We start from the raw sequence: 19,030 nt of genomic DNA, 5'->3' as shown, positions 1-19,030 counted from the left end.
TGCTCATCTCCTTTAAGGTGTATCGCACGCTCTATCGTTCTGATTATCGTGTTGTATGTCCTGCTCCTGCTCTGTAGGATAGGCTATACAGGCTTCGACGTGTTCGCCGCGCTTTCGGCAGCCTGCATCGTTTCCACTACATATCGGAGCTGTTCGCCGGCGGTATATTTGAACTTCGGCAATACAGCCGCCAAGCGGTCGCAGTACGCCGAAGGAAGCTGATACAGCTGCTCCAGCACGTGGCCTTCGAATACGTAGCAATTGGTATTCCGTTTATCTTCCAGCGCTGTCACAAGCGCTTCCCAGCGAACGTCATCACTGACTCCCGCGCGTTCCAACCCGCTCAATAGCATCCCTGCGAAAGCATTGCGGAACTCCGGATTGCTTTCTAATTTACCAATCATGAACTGCTTGGCAGCCACATGTCCGGGATGCGCGAATGCGCTCACAAGCTCAAGCGCATTCTGCTCGATCAACCAATCCAACCAGCGATGGTCCCACTGTGCCGCAAGCTGTTCCAGCGGAAGCATCACAACCGTGGAAAGCGGTACGGTCTCATTGGGAATGCTCCACAATATCGGATAAGGTCTATATTCGCGTGACATGACTTTCTGTTCTATAGACGAGAGCAGCTGCTTCTTCCGCTTAGCCAGATCCCTGTTCGTCTGCAGCTTCCATTTGTTGCGCATCGACTCAACGTATCGTTCATATAGCTGCGCTGGAGAGAGCAAGCGGAACGACGAGCGGAACGAATGCGGCATATAACGGACATTGTGCTGTTCCAACTCATGCAGCAGCGCCAATGCTGCTTCTGTATCCGTTTGTTCCAAATAGTAAGCGGCGGCGTCAAAAAGCTCCAGCCACCCCAATGAGACAAAAAATGAATAATGGTTCGTTACATGTACAAATACGTCATAGAGCGCTTCGCTCCGCTTGCCGTCCAAAGCCGTAAGGAAGTGTTGGATCTTCATCCATAAGGCTTCTATTTTCTTCTTGTCTTCCTTTTCCTTCGCCTCAGAAGCTTGCTTCAGTTCAAGGCCCAAGTCCCGCACCAATCTTTCGGTAAGCTCACTCGAATGGCACTTGAACGATGCCTCTGCCGCCAACTCTATATCTTTACTGGAAAAGGCTTCATACAGCCGATCCACCGCACGCGCCGATCCGCCTGCAGCCAAGGCATGATAAGCAGCCTCTCGTATCGCCTTCTTCTTATCCTTCGTCCAGCCTAGCAGCGCTTCTTCATATTGCTCACGGCCTGCCAACAGTTCAATTGCCGTCACCCGCACATCGTCCGAACCGGATTCCGCGGCTTGGTAAATCAGATCGGCCACTTCTTCTCCGCCCACTTGCCCGATAACGCGCAGCTTTCTCGTTTCCAGCTTGCCGCCGGAAGGATTGAACAATTCGATTAGATGCGGAACGATCTGCGGACCATAGGAGGGCAGGATTCGGTTCATGGCGCACTCTGCAATATCGATATATGGATCGTTCAATGCCGCGATGGCGTGCTTCAGCAAGCGAAGATCTTGAAACATCCCTGCTTCGAACGCTTGCACGATCACCTCGTAGCGGCCGCTCCCGGTAGTCGTCAATGCCTCTTGAACCGCTGCCAGCTTACGATACGACAGCTTGGTGGACAAGGAGTTCGGGCGGCTCTTCACAGCCGTCAGCTCCCCCTCTGGCGAAATGGTTCCTTGTGTGCGAAGCACCGAGCTTAGCAGCAGACCCAGATCCTGCAACGTCTCCGCCGAAGTCTGCGTCTGTTGAGCAGATGGCTCTAATAGAGCGGCAATCCCTTCTCCCAACCGTTTAAATACGGGCGCCCGTTCCCCGAGCTGCTGGAATTGGGGCAAGAGACGCTTCAAGCGAAAATCTCCGGCTGCCAACTCGCTTCCTGCAATATAAAGCCGTCTCACTTCTTGATGAAGCTCTTGCAGCAATGCTGTACTCATCGCCGATCCCCCTTAATATAAGAGGCGGATCATGTCCGCACCCTTAATGATAGTCAATGGTTGTGCGACGAGCCGCCCGCTATCGAGACCGTGCTCGAACATAACCAGCATCGTCGTGTCCGTCAAGCTTGCGGCAGGAACGTGCGGCAGCAGCGGCACCGTCGCATGACCGAACGTGAACACATCGTCCAGCGCCAGATGCTGTCCCGCAGCATCGGTAATGGCGAATTGGCCTTGCTCTGTCTGCCGAACCTCTGCCACATGAAGCAGCATCACTGGGTTCTTGTCGCCGAGTGGATTTTTTAGCTGGTTCTTCACCTGCTTCACGACATCGGCATAGGAACGATGGGCCATCGCTGAGATAGGTTCCAGATCATGCTGCTCCAGCGGCCGCGAGGTCATTTCTTCCCAACGCACTCTTCGGTTCATATCACCGGGATAGCGATACAGCGACTTCACAAGCGCGACATCGAAGAAGCTGTCGTCCTCTCGCATATGCTTGGCTGCTCTGTAAGGCCGATATTGAACCGTTCGATGGATTTCCCCGGTTGCTTGCTCCAGCCAATAGCCCTGATCGACGTATTCTTGTCTAGCCTGATCGTCGTAGCTCAAAAAGGCGATCTGAATCAATTCGACCTGTTCCGCCATCAGGCCGCAATCCTTCAGCTCCGCCAGCTGCCAAGCGTGACCGAGCCATTCTTCTATCGTCGATTCATGGTCCAGCGTCAAGTCTGGATCGGCGATCTTCGCCGTTAAATGAGCGCGCCCTTTCTTAATAAACGCATGAATCAGCGTTAATTGCTCGACGGCATATGTATAGATCGCTTCCCGATCATCCGCATTGGAGAGCAACAGGGCTAATCGACGCAATTCCGTCTGCGCCCCGGTCAAATAATAGTTGCCCATCTGCTTCACATGATCCTGGATCGTCTTTAACACTTTTTTATCGATCGTGGCCAACCCTCCGCGAATCAGCGACAAGGTCAGCTTCTCCAGCAGCTCCAAGCCCTCAAGCTGAGCCTGGATTTTTTTCTTCAACGCCGTTTTATTCACTTTTTTCGGCTTGGTCTCTGCACCTTCAGCGGCTTGCTGCGATTTCTTCTCTACCCGCTTCTCCGCCTTCTCCCGCTTCGCAACGATATCCTCAGGTACTGGAGCAGTGACGAACGTCTCCCCTCCAATATAGGCATACAACAAACCGAGCGCGTGCTTGCATGGCAATTGCCGGCTTGGGCATGAACAGCGCAGCACCGGCTTCTCCGGGTGGATAAAATCTGCCGAGCATTGGTAGTTAGATTTGCCGCTGCCGGAGCACTCTCCAAATAGAAGCGCATCATCCTCCGAGCGGTTCAACTGCACGAAGCTGCGTTTTTTAACAAGCCCTTGCGCATTCTTAATGGCCGAGCTGTTCGGTGCCAGTGAATCAACATATGATTCTGTTATTTCGATCACGCGACCTTCCCTCCTATCTCTCCTGCTTTTCTCTCATATTTTCATGTGAAATCTAACACTATAGTAAAATGATACCTAAACCAATATTCATATCACACCATCTAAAGTCCTATTTCAAAGCACGACTACACGAGCATCGCACTTCGAGAGTGAATGCAAGATTCGATGTCGAATCACCTCCTGTATGGCTTCGTGATCAAAAGGGTACCTTTTGAACTTCCTCTATAGCCATTGTCCAAAATAATCCTGGACCGCCTGCTTGGAATACCCATCCACCCCCCGCCAATTCACAATGGCGCAAAAGTCGTTCTTCCCGCCTCTTCCAGGCCTGTCTTCCTCTGCGGTCAAAATTCCGGCATACGCCATTATTTCCATCAGAAAATCTCGCTCACTTTTATTGGACGGCAAAATGCCATTCAGCCTTTTCTCCAGCTGACGCGCGGCATCGGCAGGAGCACAGCTTGTAATGGCAGCTAGTATATTTTTAAAAATGTCCACGTCTTCTTCGCTCACCGCTATATCTGCTTCTTTGAGCAATTGCTCCAGATCAAGCATGCAATACAGCATATGATTCAGACGCACCCCGCCCCACTTGATTCTCTCGAAATTCAACACATTGATATCTTCATTCGTATAATCTTCATGAACGGCTACGCCATATGTATCGCATACATAACACTCGCCAAAACAAGCATAGGTGCTGCCATTATTGTTAGTCGCATACTTCCCGACATTGCTCTCGAAGGGGTGCGCAACCATTCGATGGGTCAACGCCCAACTGGAGAGCGCGCTTCTCAAATACACCTTTCTGGTAGACAGACTATGCAAAAAGGCTTTCGCCGCCATTTCCTTCGTAATCACTTTATGCAATTCAATCATTCGCAGCACACATTCATCATGGCCGATCGTGATCGGATCGAACATCAAGCCTTTATCTTTCGCATATTCGAAATCTTCCCCCGAAAAAAGGATCGTGCGGGTATCCTTCCAGCCACTGCTGCTCCAGAAGGTTTTCATTAATATTTGCTTGGCCTTCTTGTCCATTCAGAACGGCACCTCTCTTATTTTCCTACTTGAAGCATTTTATTTTTTAACATTCTACACCGAACATACGTTTCCTTCTCCTGTTATCGGTATTTTGTGTCGAAAAATGAACGCATTTGAGAATAATTAGAGCAAAAGCGTTCAAACTCTCACGACGGAAGTCATGAGTGAAAGAACGCTTTTCGGATTTTTCTTGATCATAAAAGAAAGATCCGGGTTCGTGGACCTGACTTGAACAATAGGCATCGTTATCTTCTCCTATAAAATGAAGTCTCGCTTTGCTGCACAGCAAAGCAATTCATGCTTCTATCATCACTCATTAATACTGGAACGAACAGGGTAAAAGCATTACGACACGAAAAAAATCGGTACAAAAAAACGCCGAATCCAGAAATCCGGCGGTGTCATATGTCATCTGTCCTACTTGGCGCTGTCCAATACCTCTTGCGGCACTTTGATCTCGCCGACTTCATTATGTCTGGAGAAAGCAGCTGACATCACCACATCAACAAATGCGGTCTGATCGCCCTGCTCCATGATCATCGTCATGTTCACGTCCGACGTCGTAGGCAAATACGTTTCTTTATTTACCCTCTGCGATATTTTGATGCGCTGAATGTTCATTTCATCCATCATAGCTGCCGCTTCCTTACCCTCTTCCGTTGACAGCATACTGCTTAAGTGCAAAATCTTGATTCTGACCGAGTATGATTAATTCCTGATACACTTGCAACGGCTCTCTGTTCAGATCGATCTTTATCTTTCTTCCGGCCGAACTTCATATCTTGCTTTTGGTCGCCTTGGCTAATTGTCACATCTTTCTTCATATGACGCTCCACAGAGAAGCTCTTCAAGCTTTTGCCAGCCTCCATTGACTTTTGAATCAATTCATCTACGGTCGGCGTCGCCTCCTTCTGTTCGGCAGCCGTGGTATTCCACCCTGTTGCTTCCTCCGCGCCGCCACATGCAGTGATTCCTAGTGCCAATATGGCTAACAATAATGCTGCTGTCCATTTTTCCAAGCGGTTATCCCCCTAAGATTTGTAAAAGGGTGTAATAGAGAAAAACCGCCGAATCCAGAGGATCCGACGGTGTCGTCTGTCTTACTTGGCGCTGTCCAGCACCTCTTGCGGCACTTTGATCTCGCCGACTTCATTATGCTTGGAGAAAGTGCTTGTCAGTACCATCTCCAAAGACATCCCTTGACCATCCTGCTCCATGTCCATCGTCATGTTGACGTCGGACTTCGTAGGCAAATACGTATCTTTATTCACGCCATACATAATTTTGATGTTTTTGATGTTCATTTGCTCCATCAAAGCAGCCGTTTGCGGGTCATTGCCCGATTGGCTCATTAGGGACTTGGCCAGTTCCTTCAAGCCTTCCCCAGACAAATCGGCAGACAGCACATATTCGTTCCCTTCAACCGACACCTTCGCGTCTTTGGAGATCGATTTGAATTGTTCCAACTGCTGCTCCGGTTTGGCAGATGCCTCAACGGTTGCCATCAATTGATCCTTCATCTCGTCCGGAACCTTCGTCCATGCTCCGCCGACTTGCGAGTAAATGCCTTCTTGCGTAATATACTGCTTAATATCCTGTTCCCCTTGATCCGGGATGGACATTTTAATTTCCTGGTACATATTCAGCGGCTCTTTGGTCATGTCTGTCTTCATCTGCATGTCGACCTTCTGCTCTTGCTTTTGGTCGCCTTGGCTTACCGTTATATTTTGCTTGATTTGAGCGTCCATAGAGAAGCTCTTCAAGTCTTTGCTGGCATCCGTTGTCTTCTGAATCAGTTCATCTACGGTCGGCGCCGCCACGGTCTCTTTAGTCTCACCCGCCGGTTGTTCGGCAGCCGTGTTATTCCCCCCTGTTGCTTCCTTCGCGTTGCCGCATGCCGTGATTCCTAGTAACAAAATTGCTGATAATAATACTGCTGTCCACTTCTTCAAGCGATTGTCCCCCTAAGATTTGTATTCTTACTCATATTAACCAATTGGCAAGGGGACGTAACAGGGAATTTAGACCCAAGTAGGCAAAATCGAGGTCCTGAATATATGGTCTATTCGAACTATATTCCGTGCGTTAACATTCTTTATTCGACAAAGGTATAATACTAAATAGAGCGTTCTACTATTGTATAAGTGGAGGAATTTCGGTGTGAAAAATCTTCTGATTACCGGCTACCGCGCGCACGAGCTCGGTATTTACGGCAATAAACATAAAGGAATCCCCTATATCCGCAAAGCCATTGCAGCCAGATTGATCCCCCTGCTGGAAGAAGGGCTGGAATGGGTCATCACCCCCGGCCAGTACGGGGTCGATCTATGGGCATGCGAAGCAGCCATCTCGCTGAAGGCGCAGTATCCGCATTTGAAATGTTCTATCATCACGGCCTACAGCCAACCGGAGGAGCAATGGAGCGACGAGAAAAAAACGTATTTCGAGCAAATCCTGCAAGGGGTTGATTACTATAGAGCGGTGAGCAACGGGCCTTATATCGGAAAATGGCAGTTCGTCGCCCGGGATGAGCTGTTATTCCGAAAAACAGACGGCATTCTGCTCGTCTATGATGAAGACGCCGGCGATGCGAGTCCCAAATTCGTCAAGGAACGCGCGCTGAAAAAGCAGGCGCAAGACGGCTATATCTATTTGAATATCGGCTCGGAAGAGATTCAGGCCATCGCGGATGAGGAGCAGAGCTATGAATTCGGCGAATATATGAGTTGAGCTGCCCTGTTGCCTGCGGTCGAGGTAGTTTCCATTGGAAAACGTACAGTCAAATGTGCGGATGGAGCAGCTAAACGGCTTGCAGACTGCATTTTGTCCAGTGGATGTGACTCCTTTCTAACTATAACAGATGAATGGAGCGAAAACACTGGATCATTTCCAATCAAACCTGTCACTGGGAGTTACCTATTGCATTTTAACTGGATGAAATCCAATGCAAGATAAGGGAAAAGGACGGATCCGGTCCGTCCTTTGTGTTAGAGGGCAGTCTGCAATTAGCAGCCTTCTAACTAACCCATACTCTTCTGCTGCTTGCCTTTGCCCAAAGACCCGCGCAGAAGCATGAACATAATGAACAGCAAAGCTGCAAGCTGCGGCACAAATGTCTCCCAGGTCGGATAAGCCCCCAGCCATCCGATTGAAGGCAGTCCTGCCTGACTATGGGCAGACAGCTTCCCTGCCACCTGCAAAGCATGGATACTCTCGCCCAAGAAGCGAATCACCAAATAATAGATAAGCGCGGTAGCCGCCATAAAGAACGGCCGAATCGGCAGCTTCGCACTGAAATGAATGATAGCGAAACCAAGGACGACGAGCGCGAGCAATGCCCCGCCTATACCAATCGCCAGCTGCAGCGGCTCGATAGACGGCGCCATGCCGATGTAGAAGATGGCTGTTTCGGCGCCTTCCCTCAAAATTGCGAGTCCCGCTACCGCGAACAGAGACCACAGGCTTCCTCTGGCTAAAGCGCCATCTACCTGCTTGCTAATATAAGCATTCCATGACGCCATGCTAGACTTGCTATGCAGCCAATTCCCGATGGTTAGCATCATCACGACAGCTACTAATCCCGTGATGCCTTCGATCAATTCGCGCGCGCTGCCTGATGCGGCTTGCGAAATCGCATAGGTCAGCACAATCGCAAAAACCCCGCTAAGAACGAGACCAGCGCCTGAACCGGCCCATATATAGTTGCGTGCCGTTTTGTTGTCCGTTCGTTTCACATAGGCCAATAAAGCGGCAAGCACTAAAATTGCTTCCAAGCCTTCTCTAAGCAATATTACGGCAGCATCCCAAGCTGTATAAGAGGATGTGCTTGCTATCGGCTCCAAAGCTTGCTTCATCTGGCCGATAACATCCTGCGCTTTCTCCAGATTCGGCGGGCTCGACAGCAAATAGCCCTGTGCTTCCGACATTTGATTCTCTGTATCCGTATAGACGGTTGCAGATGAGATGGATACCTCGCCTTCAACTGACGGCCACATCGTGATAAAGGCTTGCATATGCTGCGAAGCCAGATCAGCATCTCCCGCCTTTACAGCTTGATCCGCCTGCTGCAGCAATGCAATGGCATCCGTCAAGCGATGACTGCCTGAAGTGGAGTCCGAGGCTCCGTCCAGCTTCCCGGCTGTGTAATCCTTCAACACCGAAGTTAATTGCGTCAATTCACTGTCTGCCTGCTCCGGCTTGGGAGGTTCGGCTTGCAGAGCAACCCGTATCAATGTCATCTTTGTCTCAAGCTGGCTGTATACCGTAAAGTTATCATTGCGAATCGGATTCTCAATCTTCTTCCAGTCGTTAACGATAGTCCGATAATCCTTCTGTGCCTGCTCGATTGCGCCCTGCTTCAGACTGTCATGAGTCTTCTTCACCATGCCTAGCAGCATCTCGGCAACGTCCTTGCCGGAAGGCTTGGCTTGTTGCTCCTGCGTGCCATCCACATATTCATTTACCTTCTTGGCCAATCCGGACAAGCTTTCCTTCGCTTGCTTCAGATCCTTCTGCTGCACAGCATCAGCCGCCGCAGCCAACTCCGAATCGATGGCGCTTGTTAACCCGGAGGCTGATTTGACACCGTTCCATAATTGGCCGAACTGCTCAAGCTCCTTGGAAGCCATCTCCCAATTCTGCTGCCCGGCTTCAACAAGTGCTCCCCCGACTAAGGGCAGCAACTGGTCAACAGGGGAGCTAGCCCCTTCTGCCGCCGACCACTCCGCCGGTACAAGCAACATACTTACGATAAGTACGGCTATCATTTTTCTAATGATTCCACTGTGCGTACAACGCATGGAGACCTTCCTTCCTAATAAATGCATGTTCAAAAGAGCGTCTCCCCGATATATCCTCCTTCACGAGCTCCGGGGAAGCAGGCAAATGTGGCGCTGCCTACATGCACGATATATTCATTCAACTTATCCGCGGCCGCCAGCTTATGCTGCATCGGTATGAACTGCTTGCGCAGATCTTGCTGGAAGCAGATAAAGAACAAGCCCGCATCAATCTGCCCGGTCTTCGCATCAATACCGCTGGAATACGAAAAGGCGCGGCGCAATATTTGCACCTTGCCATCCATGTGCGCCAATCTGGAATGTGCCGTCTCCGGGATGACCAGATTGCCTGAGGCGTCGCGCTTCTCCAGATCAAGAGGGTCGAACTCATCTTGGCCGCCGAGAGGGGCGCCCGTTGTTCGATAACGTCCGAAGGTCACTTCCTGGTCCTGCAGAGTGGAACGGTCCCATATCTCGATACGCATCCGTATCCGGCGGACGACCATATAACTGCCGCCCTCCATCCAAGATGCGCCTGTCCCAGGCTGAACCCATACCGTCTCATTCATCTTCGCTGCATCCGTTGTATCCGGATTCCCGGTTCCATCCTTGAATCCCATCAGGTTGCGCGGCGTGCCCCCGGAGGTATCGGCTTGGCCAGAACGTTGAAAGCCGTCCTGCGTCCACCGCAGCACGGCCGTTCCACGCGCAATTCGAGCCAAGTTGCGCAGCGCGTGGAAGGCTACCTGAAGATCGTCTGCGCATACTTGAACGCACAGATCTCCGCCCGACCATTGCGGCTGGATATCATCCCCGCGGAATACGGGCAGATCCGGAAAAGCGGCAGGCCGCTTGCCGGCCAGGCCGAACCGGCTATCAAATAATGACGGCCCTGCGCCAAACGTGATCGTCGTTCGAGACGGAGACAGGCCCGCCGCTTCACCGGTATCCGAGGGCGGCATATTGGGATTGTCATTGATCTCGCCTATCATCTGGCCGGATGTCATGGCGGCTGCAGCCTTCGTCCACGCTTGGAACAGCTTCCGCACCTCGCTTAAAGACGAAGCAGTCAGATCAAATGAACCAAAGCAGAGGAAATTCTGAGCAGGTGTTGCGATTCCCGCTTGATGAGAACCATAGAAGGGCACAATGGACTCCTTGGCGGAGCCACCGTTTGCAGCAGAAGAGGATTGACTCTTGCCGCCCGTGTCAGACAATATGCTGCCTACACCAGTACCGCCCAGCATCAAGCCAATACCGCCGACACCCGCTAATTTCAGCAGCTCCCGCCGGCTTAGTTGTTTGCCGGAGCCTTTATGCTCTGAACTTAATCCATGATCGTTAGTTCCCTGTTGTTTCTTACTCATCGCTTACACTCCCAGCAATTTCCCCATATTGGACAGCGGTTCGGCCAATGCATCGAGGTTCTGGCTCAGCTTGCGCACCTCGTCCTGTTTCAGCTCTGTATAGGATACGTAGCCATCTCCTTTTTTGAAAGGAGCCAATTCATTATTCAATGCCGCAAATCTGGCGCCGATCTGCTTCTCAAGCTCTGCATCCTTCTTCTCCAGCTGCGGCTTCAGCAATTCATAGATTTTCTGGGCGCCTTCTACGTTCGCTGCAAAGTCATACAGATCGGTATGCGAATATCTTTCCTCCTCGCCCGTCACTTTGGAGGTAGACACTTCATTTAACAGCTCGACTGCTCCTGTCACTAACAATGAAGCATCAATCTCGGCCGTTTCCACCTTGGCGCGCAGCAGCTTCGCGTCACTTAACAAGCGATCTGCATACTCTTGCTGTCCATCTGTAGTCTTCTGTTCCCAGAGCGCCTTCTCAATCCGGTGGAAACCGCGCCACTCTTGTTCTTCCACATCATTCTCGCGGGCATCGATGTTCGGATCGAGATCCCCCAGCGCTTCCGCAATCGGTTCGATTCGTTCATAGTGCATGCGAGCGGAAGCATATAAAGATTTCGCTTTTTCAATATCACCGGATTTGACGGCCGCTGTAAACTCACCTGTTAATTTTACGAATTCGTCGCATTCTTCGACCACATATTGACGATATTGATCAATCGCACCCTTGAAATCTTCTTTATTCCCTGAGGCGTTATCAGCCGCCGTGTTGGAAGGTGCCGTTTGATCAGGCGTTTGTGATACGGCTTTATTATCATCTGCGCCAGATCCGGAGCCACAACCGGATACAAGCAGAGTTGCAGCAAAAACTGCGGCAGGGATGGCATTACGGAAATTCATATGAGACACTCAGTGATCTGTTTCATCAACACCTTTGCTTCATTCTCCCCTTCCTTCAGAAAGACACTTGAGAAGGCTGGAAAGCTAACAATTAACAACTAACATACCATTGGCCACTTAATGCCCTGCTTTCTACACGAATAGGCATATGCTTTTCAACGTTTTCATTCTTTCCTGACAATGTGGGAGATTGGGCAAAAGATACGAAGGGTCACACACGATGGGAGTATCGTCTGAATGACGGGGAGAGTGGAAAAAGGAAGTCGAAACTGTGAGAGGCTCATTCAGAGGAATCTCACTCCAATGACAAGCTATGACGGTATTAGACAGATAATTTTGACCAGTGGTTATTCACTTGTGAGGGAATATTTGGTATTATTGTTATGCGATATCCTATAGATTTGAGAGGGTGATGAAATGAAGTCTGAGTTGCTGCAGTTCACAACCATTGGCGATTTCATCAAAACACGCAGACAAGAGGCCAATTTAACAATGGCCCAGCTGGAGGAATTGACTGGAGTCAGTAAAGGTACAATTTCAAAAATCGAGAACGGGGAAACAAAACGTCCCGACTTTAAAACGATTCATACCCTGGCAAGCACCTATAACATTCCATTTCCAGACATTGTACAATTATACCTTTCCGTTGAACGAAGAGCTGATGTACTCTTTCCTATACTCAAAAAAACGGTCATAAGCTATCCGTCACTATCCACAAAGATTGCCGCTCAGCTTCTTCGTGACGAAAAAAAGGAAAGCTACGAGCTCGTTGAAGAACTGTATAAATTCACGGGTACAATTATGGACTCGCCTTCTACTCAGCTTTCTTTGTACAAGCTCATCATTGAATATAGCCGGACCCATGGCATCCAGCCTTACCTCGCTAAGGCACTGCTCCAACAATATCTGATTGAACGAGATGACTTCACCAAGCTTGCATCGACCTATGAATCAGGGAAATATGTGTTGTACTATGCAAATTTTTTGTCTGCTGAAGAAAGAGTAACGCTATACTTTAAGTTAGGCGTTCATGCTTATAATCTGCGGTTATTTGAAGACAGCATTGATTTATGCAGCAAAGTCGTCAAAGAACATACAACGGACCACAAATTAATGGCGAATTCGATTGCAACGTTGTATAACTGTTATTTTCATTTAGGGCGTTATGACTTATTCGAGGAGTACTTAAATCGATATAGCAAGTATTCATATCCCGAAGTAAAAGATTACGTCAAGTTCAGTAAGGCGTTGCTCCATGCAAAAAAGGGAGATACTGATTTTGCTATATCTCAGCTTGAAGAGTGCCTGTTGAATTGCGAAGAGAGCGCGATGCTGCATATCGTAATTCAGTTGCTTATCTTGTACTTAAAAACTGAAAATCGCCCCGCAATTCAAAAGTTGCTGGAATTCGAAGAAAGACTAAGCACAATGCCGTATCATACCCCCTATAAAAAATCTGATTTAGCCCGGTTTTACAAACTAAAAGGCGATTACCACTTCATGAATAACGATACTGAGAATGCAGTTGACAGCTATATCGATAGTGCTGTGAGATATGCTAGAGTCAATGATCATATTAACGAGCATGAATGTGTAGGAAAAGTAAAGCAAGAGTTATTTGAAGCAGTAAACGATAGAAAAGAACTTACCGACGAGTATGTTGTTCGGCTTAGTCAACTTTTGGATACATATATTGTTGAGGCTCAACGATTGGCTGTAACGCATAACAGCAGTTGATAATTTTATATGAACTAACACGCTAAGGATTAACCGGATCAAGATTACGACTAAAAAGCTCTATCCTACGGTCATTCGAATTACACCTTGCCTACTCGTTTGTTCGTAAAAATCCCTCTTTATTCTTACCGATATTCGCTTTCGGAATAACCTTTATAACCATCTCATCATCTGCAAGCATTCTCTGGAACTCAATTGTTTGTCGGCAAATGAGAACCTTCGCCGTATCCATATCTTTATAAGTCCGCTGGTTGGTTTCCGCTCTCTCATCATTCTTTTACTGATTTGAACAAGCAGCCTGGCGCCCGAGACATACGAGAATCGTTGTTACTGATCCAAGGGGAGAGTGATCGGAAGCGCCGAGGTGCCCATATGAATTTAACCTAGCAGGTATAACGTATTGTTGCCGTTCGATACTTTCCAGAGCAGTCCTTTGGCTCCTCCTCCAACCGCCGCATACGTATCTTTAATAAGCCTGCTTGCGATTACGGCGGCTTGTTCAACCGTACACGACTTTTCAAGTTCAAGGCCATTGCCTGTTCCGGTTACGATACCTCTCTTTTGCAAATAATCTAAAGGTGTCTGCTTATCGATTTCCAGCGTTTCCGGCAATTTATACTGAGCCAACACGTTGTAAAGAGAATTCATGACTATTTCTCTAGTAATATCTGTTTTAAAAGTTTGTGAAGATAAATTCGACTTTACTTTGAGTCCTAAACTAGCCAATTTATTAGAGGTAGCTTCTAATAAGGATTGGAGCTTGTCTTGCGAAATTTGCTCTTGAAAACCATCGTAATACCAGGCGATCGGGAAAACACCATATTTTTCTCCCTCATTGAGCACACCTAGCGACCATTTGCTGAGCTGTGTCGCCGCTGCAGGCGCTTGATTCGCTTGCGCAGGTACGATGGTCCCAAACATGGTTGTGAATGCAATCATGCCAAGGGCTAAGCTTTTTTTGTTAATCTATTCCATTTTATTGGTTTCAAATATATCCCTCCATTGATTAAATTTATGTACTACTCGTGAATAGCATAATTAGTATTCACAGAGAATACTTCACTTCCTAGAGGATTTATAGGCGCCATCAATTAAGATAATCTCTTTTTTTCCGCAAACAGCCTCACCAATGAGTCCCGCAAAAAGAGAGCGCTCACTGAGGTTCAAGCACGCACATGAAATTTACAGCAAATGTAACCCATCCACTACGATTCGGCGGGATTACAACGGTTTTTCGAAATACTGTCATGAACTTGACGAACCGGTCGTGCTTACACGTAACGGAGAAGCCGATCTGGTTGTTATGAGTCACGGAACATTTCGGCGTATGGAGGCCCGCATCAAATTGCAATCCAAGCTATTAGTTGCAGAAAAGCAAGTTACCGAAGGCGCGCAATTGATTGAACATGATCAAGTCATTGCAAATATTCGGAGGAAGATCCTTTAGAGTGACATATATAAACAATAAATAACCCGCCCTGGGCTGCGCCAGAGACGGGTTATTTTCGCTACTTATTTATCAGCTTGCACTACACCATTACTTTGCAAATATCATTTGTGAATTCGACCGGATCGCTAATCGGCAGTCCTTCGATCAGCAGCGCTTGATTGTACAACAGGTTGGTATAGAGAGCAAGCTTATCCTTGTCGTTCTCATAAGCGTCCTTCAAAGACTTAAATACGTCATGATTGATATTGATTTCCAACACCTTGTCCGCTTTTACATCCTGACTGTTCGGCATTGCTTTCAATATTTTTTCCATCTCAATCGTCAATTCGCCCTCGGTAGAGAGGCAGACCGGATGGGATTTCAGTCTCTTCGACGCTCTGACGTTTTTCACTTTGTCGGTCAGAATGTTTTTCATATCATCAAAGAGCTCTTTGTTGTCTTTTTCTTCCGCATCGGAATCCGTTTCATTATCATCCGCTTCAATTCCCAAGTCGCCGCTCGATACCGATTTGAATTCTTTCTCTTTGTAGCTCATGATCATCTTGATCGCGAACTCATCGATATCATCGGTGAAGTACAAGATCTCATAACCCTTATCGGCTACCAGCTCGGTCTGCGGGAGCTTCTCGATTCTATCAATCGATTCGCCGGAAGCATAGTAGATATACTTCTGATCTTCAGGCATTCTCGATACGTATTCATCCAACGTGACCAGCTTCTTCTCTGTGGAAGAGTAGAACATCAGCAAGTCCTGCAGCACTTCTTTATGAGTTCCGTAATCACTGTATACCCCATATTTCAACTGTCTGCCAAAGGATTTGTAAAATTGGTCATACTTCTCTCTTTCATCCTTCAACAAGCTTTGCAATTGACCTTTGATTTTGTTCTTAATGTTTTTGGCGATGAGAGTTAATTGCCGATCATGCTGCAGCATCTCGCGTGAAATGTTTAGAGATAAGTCCTCGGAATCCACCATTCCTTTGACAAAGCCAAAATAGTCAGGCAGCAGGTCCGCGCACTTATTCATAATCAACACGCCATTGGAATACAGCTCTAGCCCCTTCTCATACTCCTTTGTGTAATAGTCAAACGGCGTATTTTCCGGGATAAATAGTATTGCATTGTATACGACAGCGCCATCGGCACTGATATGGATATGCTTAATAGGCTTGTCGAAGCCGTAACGCTTTTCGACATAAAAATTCTCATAATCTTCTGGTGTAAGCTCATTCTTGTTTTTCCGCCAAATCGGAACCATGCTGTTTACGGTTTGTTCTTCCTGATATTCTTCGAGCTCATCTTCGTTGTCTTCTTTAGGTCTCTGTCCTTTCACATCCATCTTGATAGGGTATCTAATAAAATCAGAGTATTTTTTAATAATCGATTTCAAGCGATACTCTTCCAGATACTCATCATATTGGTCATCTTCGGTGTTCTCTTTGATTTTCAAAATAATCTCGGTACCTACGGAATCTTTCTCGCACGGCACAATGTTGTACCCATCTGCGCCCTTGGACTCCCACTTGAAAGCCTCATCGCTGCCCAGAGCCTTGCTGATTACCGTAACCACATCCGCCACCATAAAAGCGGAATAGAATCCAACCCCGAATTGACCAATGATATTGTGCCCGTCCTTCAATTCATTTTCATTCTTGAATGCTAACGAGCCGCTCTTGGCGATAACCCCCAGGTTATTTTCAAGCTCCTCTTTCGTCATGCCAATACCCGTATCGGAGAGGGTCAATGTTCTGCTTGCCTTATCAACAGCTACTTTGACGTAATAATTTTCTTTGTCGAACACCAATTGATCGTCAGTTAGCGCTTTGTAATATATTTTGTCGATTGCGTCGCTGGCATTGGAAATGAGCTCTCGTAAAAATATTTCTCGCTGCGTATAAATGGAGTTAATCATCATTTCCAGCAATCTTTTCGATTCTGCTTTAAACTGTTTTTTTGCCATGAATGAATAGATCTCCTTTCAATTTAAAAAGTAATGAAAAATGTATGTGAGTATAGTATATAAGCTTGTTGTAGTTGTGCTTAAAATCTGCTGGTCAAATATTTAGCACTCAAACCAGAAGAGTGCTAACACCTTATTTCTATATAACATATACTAATTTTGGATGTCAATATGTTGCTTTCATATAAAAACGCTGCACCCCTTTCGCAGCAAGGAATTACAGCGTTTGCAGATTATTTGGTCCTATGATGAACGCTACCTATTTTACACAATCTCAACCTTACTTTTAATTAAGCTTAACAAATGGTTGATATAATCCCTTCATTCGTATGCAGAGCAGTTGAAGGGAGACTCATTCAGGATGAAAAAGAAATGGCTTATCGCCGCAACGGCGGCGCTCACGCTCACAGTCGGGAACGTGATCACGCCCGAGGCTGCCGCGGGCAGCGCAACAGCAGATAGTATTAAGTATTCAAACAACGGACAAGCCGTCACGCCATCGTCCCCTGCACTCGAAATCGACGGGCACTTGTACTTGCCGCTGCGCGCGCTTGGTGAAGCTTCCGGCAAATATGTGGATTGGGACGAGTTACGCAATAACGTGGCGTTGACGGACACGCCAGACTTGACCGGGAAATATAAGTTAAGCGCCCCTAACTTGGCGGACGGCATCAAAATGGGCATCGGTTCCTCGCTGACTCACTTGCCGGGAGACCCGGACAATGTGTTCTATTCAACAGCCGACCGCGGCCCGAACGGAGAAATCGACGTCAACGGCAAGTCGCGCCGCACGTTCCCGCTTGCAGATTACACACCGAGCATCTACAAAATCGAAATTAACAAAGGCGAAATCAAGATACTCGAGCAAATCCCGCTGAAGGTGAACGGCAAAAATCCCGTGACTGGCAGCTCCAATATTACCGGCTTGCCCAACATCAAAGACCGTGACGAAGCGCCTTATGACGCCAAAGCGGAAAAACAACTCGCCTATGATCCGTATGGTCTCGATATTGAAGGGATCGCGTATAATCCGCAAGATGACACGTTCTGGATTTCCGATGAATATGGTCCGTCTATCGTGCATGTGAAACGGGACGGCACGATTATCGAACGTATCGTCCCGCAAGGCTGGGCCGCTCAAGTAGCAGCTCCGCTCGTACCATCGAGGGAATTGCTTCCAGACGTGTACAACAAGCTTCGTAAAAACCGGGGCGCCGAGGCAGTGGGCATCACGCCTGACGGCAAGCATATGTTTATGGCCATGCAGAGCCCGCTGCGCAACCCGGACAAGTCCACCGACAACTCGCGCCAGATCCGCATCATCAAGTTCAACCTCGCGAAGCTGGAGCCGGTAGCCGAATACGCTTATGTCACGGAGGACGCGAAGCAATTCAACGATCTGGACCAATCGGATATCGTTATCTCCGACATGGTCGCCATTAACGAGAATACGCTGCTCATCGACGAGCGCGACAAAAACGCAGGCGACAAAGCGCAGCTGAAACGCATCTACTCCATTGACCTGTCGGACGCAACGAACATCCTCGGCAAGTACGATGATGCGCAGAGCGCCGGCAAAACGCTCGAACAAATGACAATCACGGATCAGAAAGCTCGCGGCATTCTGCCGCCCGCCAAACGCACCGTGCTCGATGCAGCCGCTTTTGACTATCCGTACGAGAAAATAGAGGGCTTGGCGCTAGTGAACGGCGACACTCTTGTCATCGTGAACGACAACGATTTCGGCGTGGACAGCACATCACCGGACAACGGCACCGAGCTGTGGACGTTCAAGCTGCCTTATACGATACAGTAATTAAATCGCAACAACCCGGCCAAGACGATGAAGTCAGCCGGGTTGTTTCCGTTCCTTTTACTTTCTCTTACCAGGTGTCCACTTAAAACCACAATTCATACAGCCGTTTACGATTTCACCTCTTCCGACGAACCCAACAAGGATACTGACAGGTAATGACAAGCTTAATGAAAGATAACAAATAACACTAATTAAGCTTATTAGCCCGTCATTTATCGGCAAGTCTGTTTTCCACATGATTGCATTTACTACAACCATGCCCAATATTATTATCAAGAGGGGAAGCAATGCCATCCAGCCTAAGGTTTTAAAAAAGTTGGCAAAGCTATATCCTCTTTTGTTGGCTACAATTTGCGGTGACTTACATTTCCGACAAACAATAGTATGTTCGTTCCTTGTGCCATCACCGTGTTTTCTCGCTCCTGCCGCTTGAGCGCCTGACACTCTGTTTATTTGAGAACCAGCCACCCTTGTTTGACCGCTGCCCGTTTTATTGCCTTGGTAGGCAGATGTCTTGTTCGACGGATTTAGTCTCGTTCCGGTTGTACGTTGCACTTCTTTTGACTCCCTTCAGCTGCGT

General features: G+C 48.0%; 16 protein-coding genes. 3 read left to right on the top strand and 13 right to left on the bottom strand.

Annotated elements, in window-relative coordinates; all coding sequences use genetic code 11:
• Nucleotides 1-83: 83 nt before the first annotated feature.
• The 7 genes from A372_RS0110990 to A372_RS0110965 form a co-directional block, all read right to left on the bottom strand.
• The gene (locus A372_RS0110990; RefSeq protein WP_019420897.1) at nucleotides 84-1,952 is read right to left on the bottom strand and encodes a HEAT repeat domain-containing protein; all 1,869 of its coding nucleotides are present in this window, start codon (nucleotides 1,950-1,952) and stop codon (nucleotides 84-86) included.
• Between the two features lie 12 nt (nucleotides 1,953-1,964).
• Nucleotides 1,965-3,404 (bottom strand): SWIM zinc finger family protein, encoded by a 1,440-nt coding sequence (locus A372_RS0110985; RefSeq protein WP_019420896.1) that lies wholly within the window; start codon nucleotides 3,402-3,404, stop codon nucleotides 1,965-1,967.
• A gap of 222 nt (nucleotides 3,405-3,626) precedes the next feature.
• Nucleotides 3,627-4,448, bottom strand: a complete 822-nt coding sequence (locus A372_RS0110980; protein ID WP_019420895.1) for a hypothetical protein — start codon at nucleotides 4,446-4,448, stop codon at nucleotides 3,627-3,629.
• 141 nt (nucleotides 4,449-4,589) lie between these two features.
• Nucleotides 4,590-4,694 carry a hypothetical protein gene (locus A372_RS39535; protein ID WP_443146835.1) on the bottom strand — a complete coding sequence of 35 codons (105 nt, stop codon included), beginning with the start codon at nucleotides 4,692-4,694 and terminating at the stop codon, nucleotides 4,590-4,592.
• A 174-nt stretch (nucleotides 4,695-4,868) separates the two neighbouring features.
• On the bottom strand, nucleotides 4,869-5,084 hold the full coding sequence (locus tag A372_RS0110975; RefSeq protein ID WP_019420894.1) for a DUF6612 family protein: 216 nt from the start codon (nucleotides 5,082-5,084) through the stop codon (nucleotides 4,869-4,871).
• 41 nt (nucleotides 5,085-5,125) lie between these two features.
• Nucleotides 5,126-5,470, bottom strand: coding sequence for a DUF6612 family protein (locus A372_RS0110970; RefSeq protein ID WP_019420893.1), 345 nt, complete (start codon nucleotides 5,468-5,470; stop codon nucleotides 5,126-5,128).
• 81 nt (nucleotides 5,471-5,551) lie between these two features.
• Nucleotides 5,552-6,403, bottom strand: coding sequence for a DUF6612 family protein (locus A372_RS0110965; protein ID WP_019420892.1), 852 nt, complete (start codon nucleotides 6,401-6,403; stop codon nucleotides 5,552-5,554).
• 208 nt (nucleotides 6,404-6,611) lie between these two features.
• On the opposite strand from A372_RS0110965, the gene A372_RS0110960 reads away from it, so the two are divergent.
• Nucleotides 6,612-7,181: an SLOG family protein gene (locus tag A372_RS0110960; protein ID WP_019420891.1), complete on the top strand. Its 570-nt coding sequence runs from the start codon at nucleotides 6,612-6,614 to the stop codon at nucleotides 7,179-7,181.
• Between the two features lie 290 nt (nucleotides 7,182-7,471).
• Here the strand turns inward: A372_RS0110960 and A372_RS0110955 are convergent, their stop codons facing one another.
• Genes A372_RS0110955 through efeO form a run of 3 tightly spaced genes read right to left on the bottom strand, consistent with a single transcriptional unit; the run spans nucleotide 7,472 to nucleotide 11,487 of the window.
• Nucleotides 7,472-9,250, bottom strand: a complete 1,779-nt coding sequence (locus A372_RS0110955) for an FTR1 family iron permease (protein WP_036703943.1) — start codon at nucleotides 9,248-9,250, stop codon at nucleotides 7,472-7,474.
• Nucleotides 9,251-9,279: 29 nt separating this feature from the next.
• Nucleotides 9,280-10,596 (bottom strand): iron uptake transporter deferrochelatase/peroxidase subunit, encoded by a 1,317-nt coding sequence (gene efeB, locus A372_RS0110950; RefSeq protein ID WP_019420889.1) that lies wholly within the window; start codon nucleotides 10,594-10,596, stop codon nucleotides 9,280-9,282.
• 3 nt (nucleotides 10,597-10,599) lie between these two features.
• A complete protein-coding gene (gene efeO, locus A372_RS0110945; protein WP_019420888.1) occupies nucleotides 10,600-11,487 on the bottom strand; it encodes an iron uptake system protein EfeO in 888 nt (295 codons plus the stop codon).
• A gap of 417 nt (nucleotides 11,488-11,904) precedes the next feature.
• Here efeO and A372_RS0110940 point away from each other — a divergent pair, with 417 nt between their 5' ends.
• The gene (locus tag A372_RS0110940) at nucleotides 11,905-13,224 is read left to right on the top strand and encodes an XRE family transcriptional regulator (protein WP_019420887.1); all 1,320 of its coding nucleotides are present in this window, start codon (nucleotides 11,905-11,907) and stop codon (nucleotides 13,222-13,224) included.
• A gap of 378 nt (nucleotides 13,225-13,602) precedes the next feature.
• Here the strand turns inward: A372_RS0110940 and A372_RS33745 are convergent, their stop codons facing one another.
• Both A372_RS33745 and htpG read right to left on the bottom strand, forming a co-directional pair.
• Nucleotides 13,603-14,163 carry a hypothetical protein gene (locus A372_RS33745; protein WP_019420885.1) on the bottom strand — a complete coding sequence of 187 codons (561 nt, stop codon included), beginning with the start codon at nucleotides 14,161-14,163 and terminating at the stop codon, nucleotides 13,603-13,605.
• Between the two features lie 590 nt (nucleotides 14,164-14,753).
• Entirely contained in the window at nucleotides 14,754-16,634 is a 1,881-nt protein-coding gene (gene htpG, locus A372_RS0110920) for a molecular chaperone HtpG (RefSeq protein ID WP_019420883.1), read from the bottom strand.
• Nucleotides 16,635-16,995: 361 nt separating this feature from the next.
• On the opposite strand from htpG, the gene A372_RS0110915 reads away from it, so the two are divergent.
• On the top strand, nucleotides 16,996-18,450 hold the full coding sequence (locus A372_RS0110915) for an esterase-like activity of phytase family protein (protein ID WP_019420882.1): 1,455 nt from the start codon (nucleotides 16,996-16,998) through the stop codon (nucleotides 18,448-18,450).
• A gap of 57 nt (nucleotides 18,451-18,507) precedes the next feature.
• Here A372_RS0110915 and A372_RS38535 read toward each other — a convergent pair whose 3' ends face one another.
• Nucleotides 18,508-19,005, bottom strand: a complete 498-nt coding sequence (locus A372_RS38535) for a hypothetical protein (RefSeq protein WP_019420881.1) — start codon at nucleotides 19,003-19,005, stop codon at nucleotides 18,508-18,510.
• Nucleotides 19,006-19,030 lie beyond the last annotated feature (25 nt).

The organism is Paenibacillus sp. OSY-SE (genome assembly GCF_000283315.1).
Lineage (GTDB): Bacteria > Bacillota > Bacilli > Paenibacillales > Paenibacillaceae > Paenibacillus_B > Paenibacillus_B profundus.
This window is presented reverse-complemented; position numbering and strand designations above follow the sequence as displayed.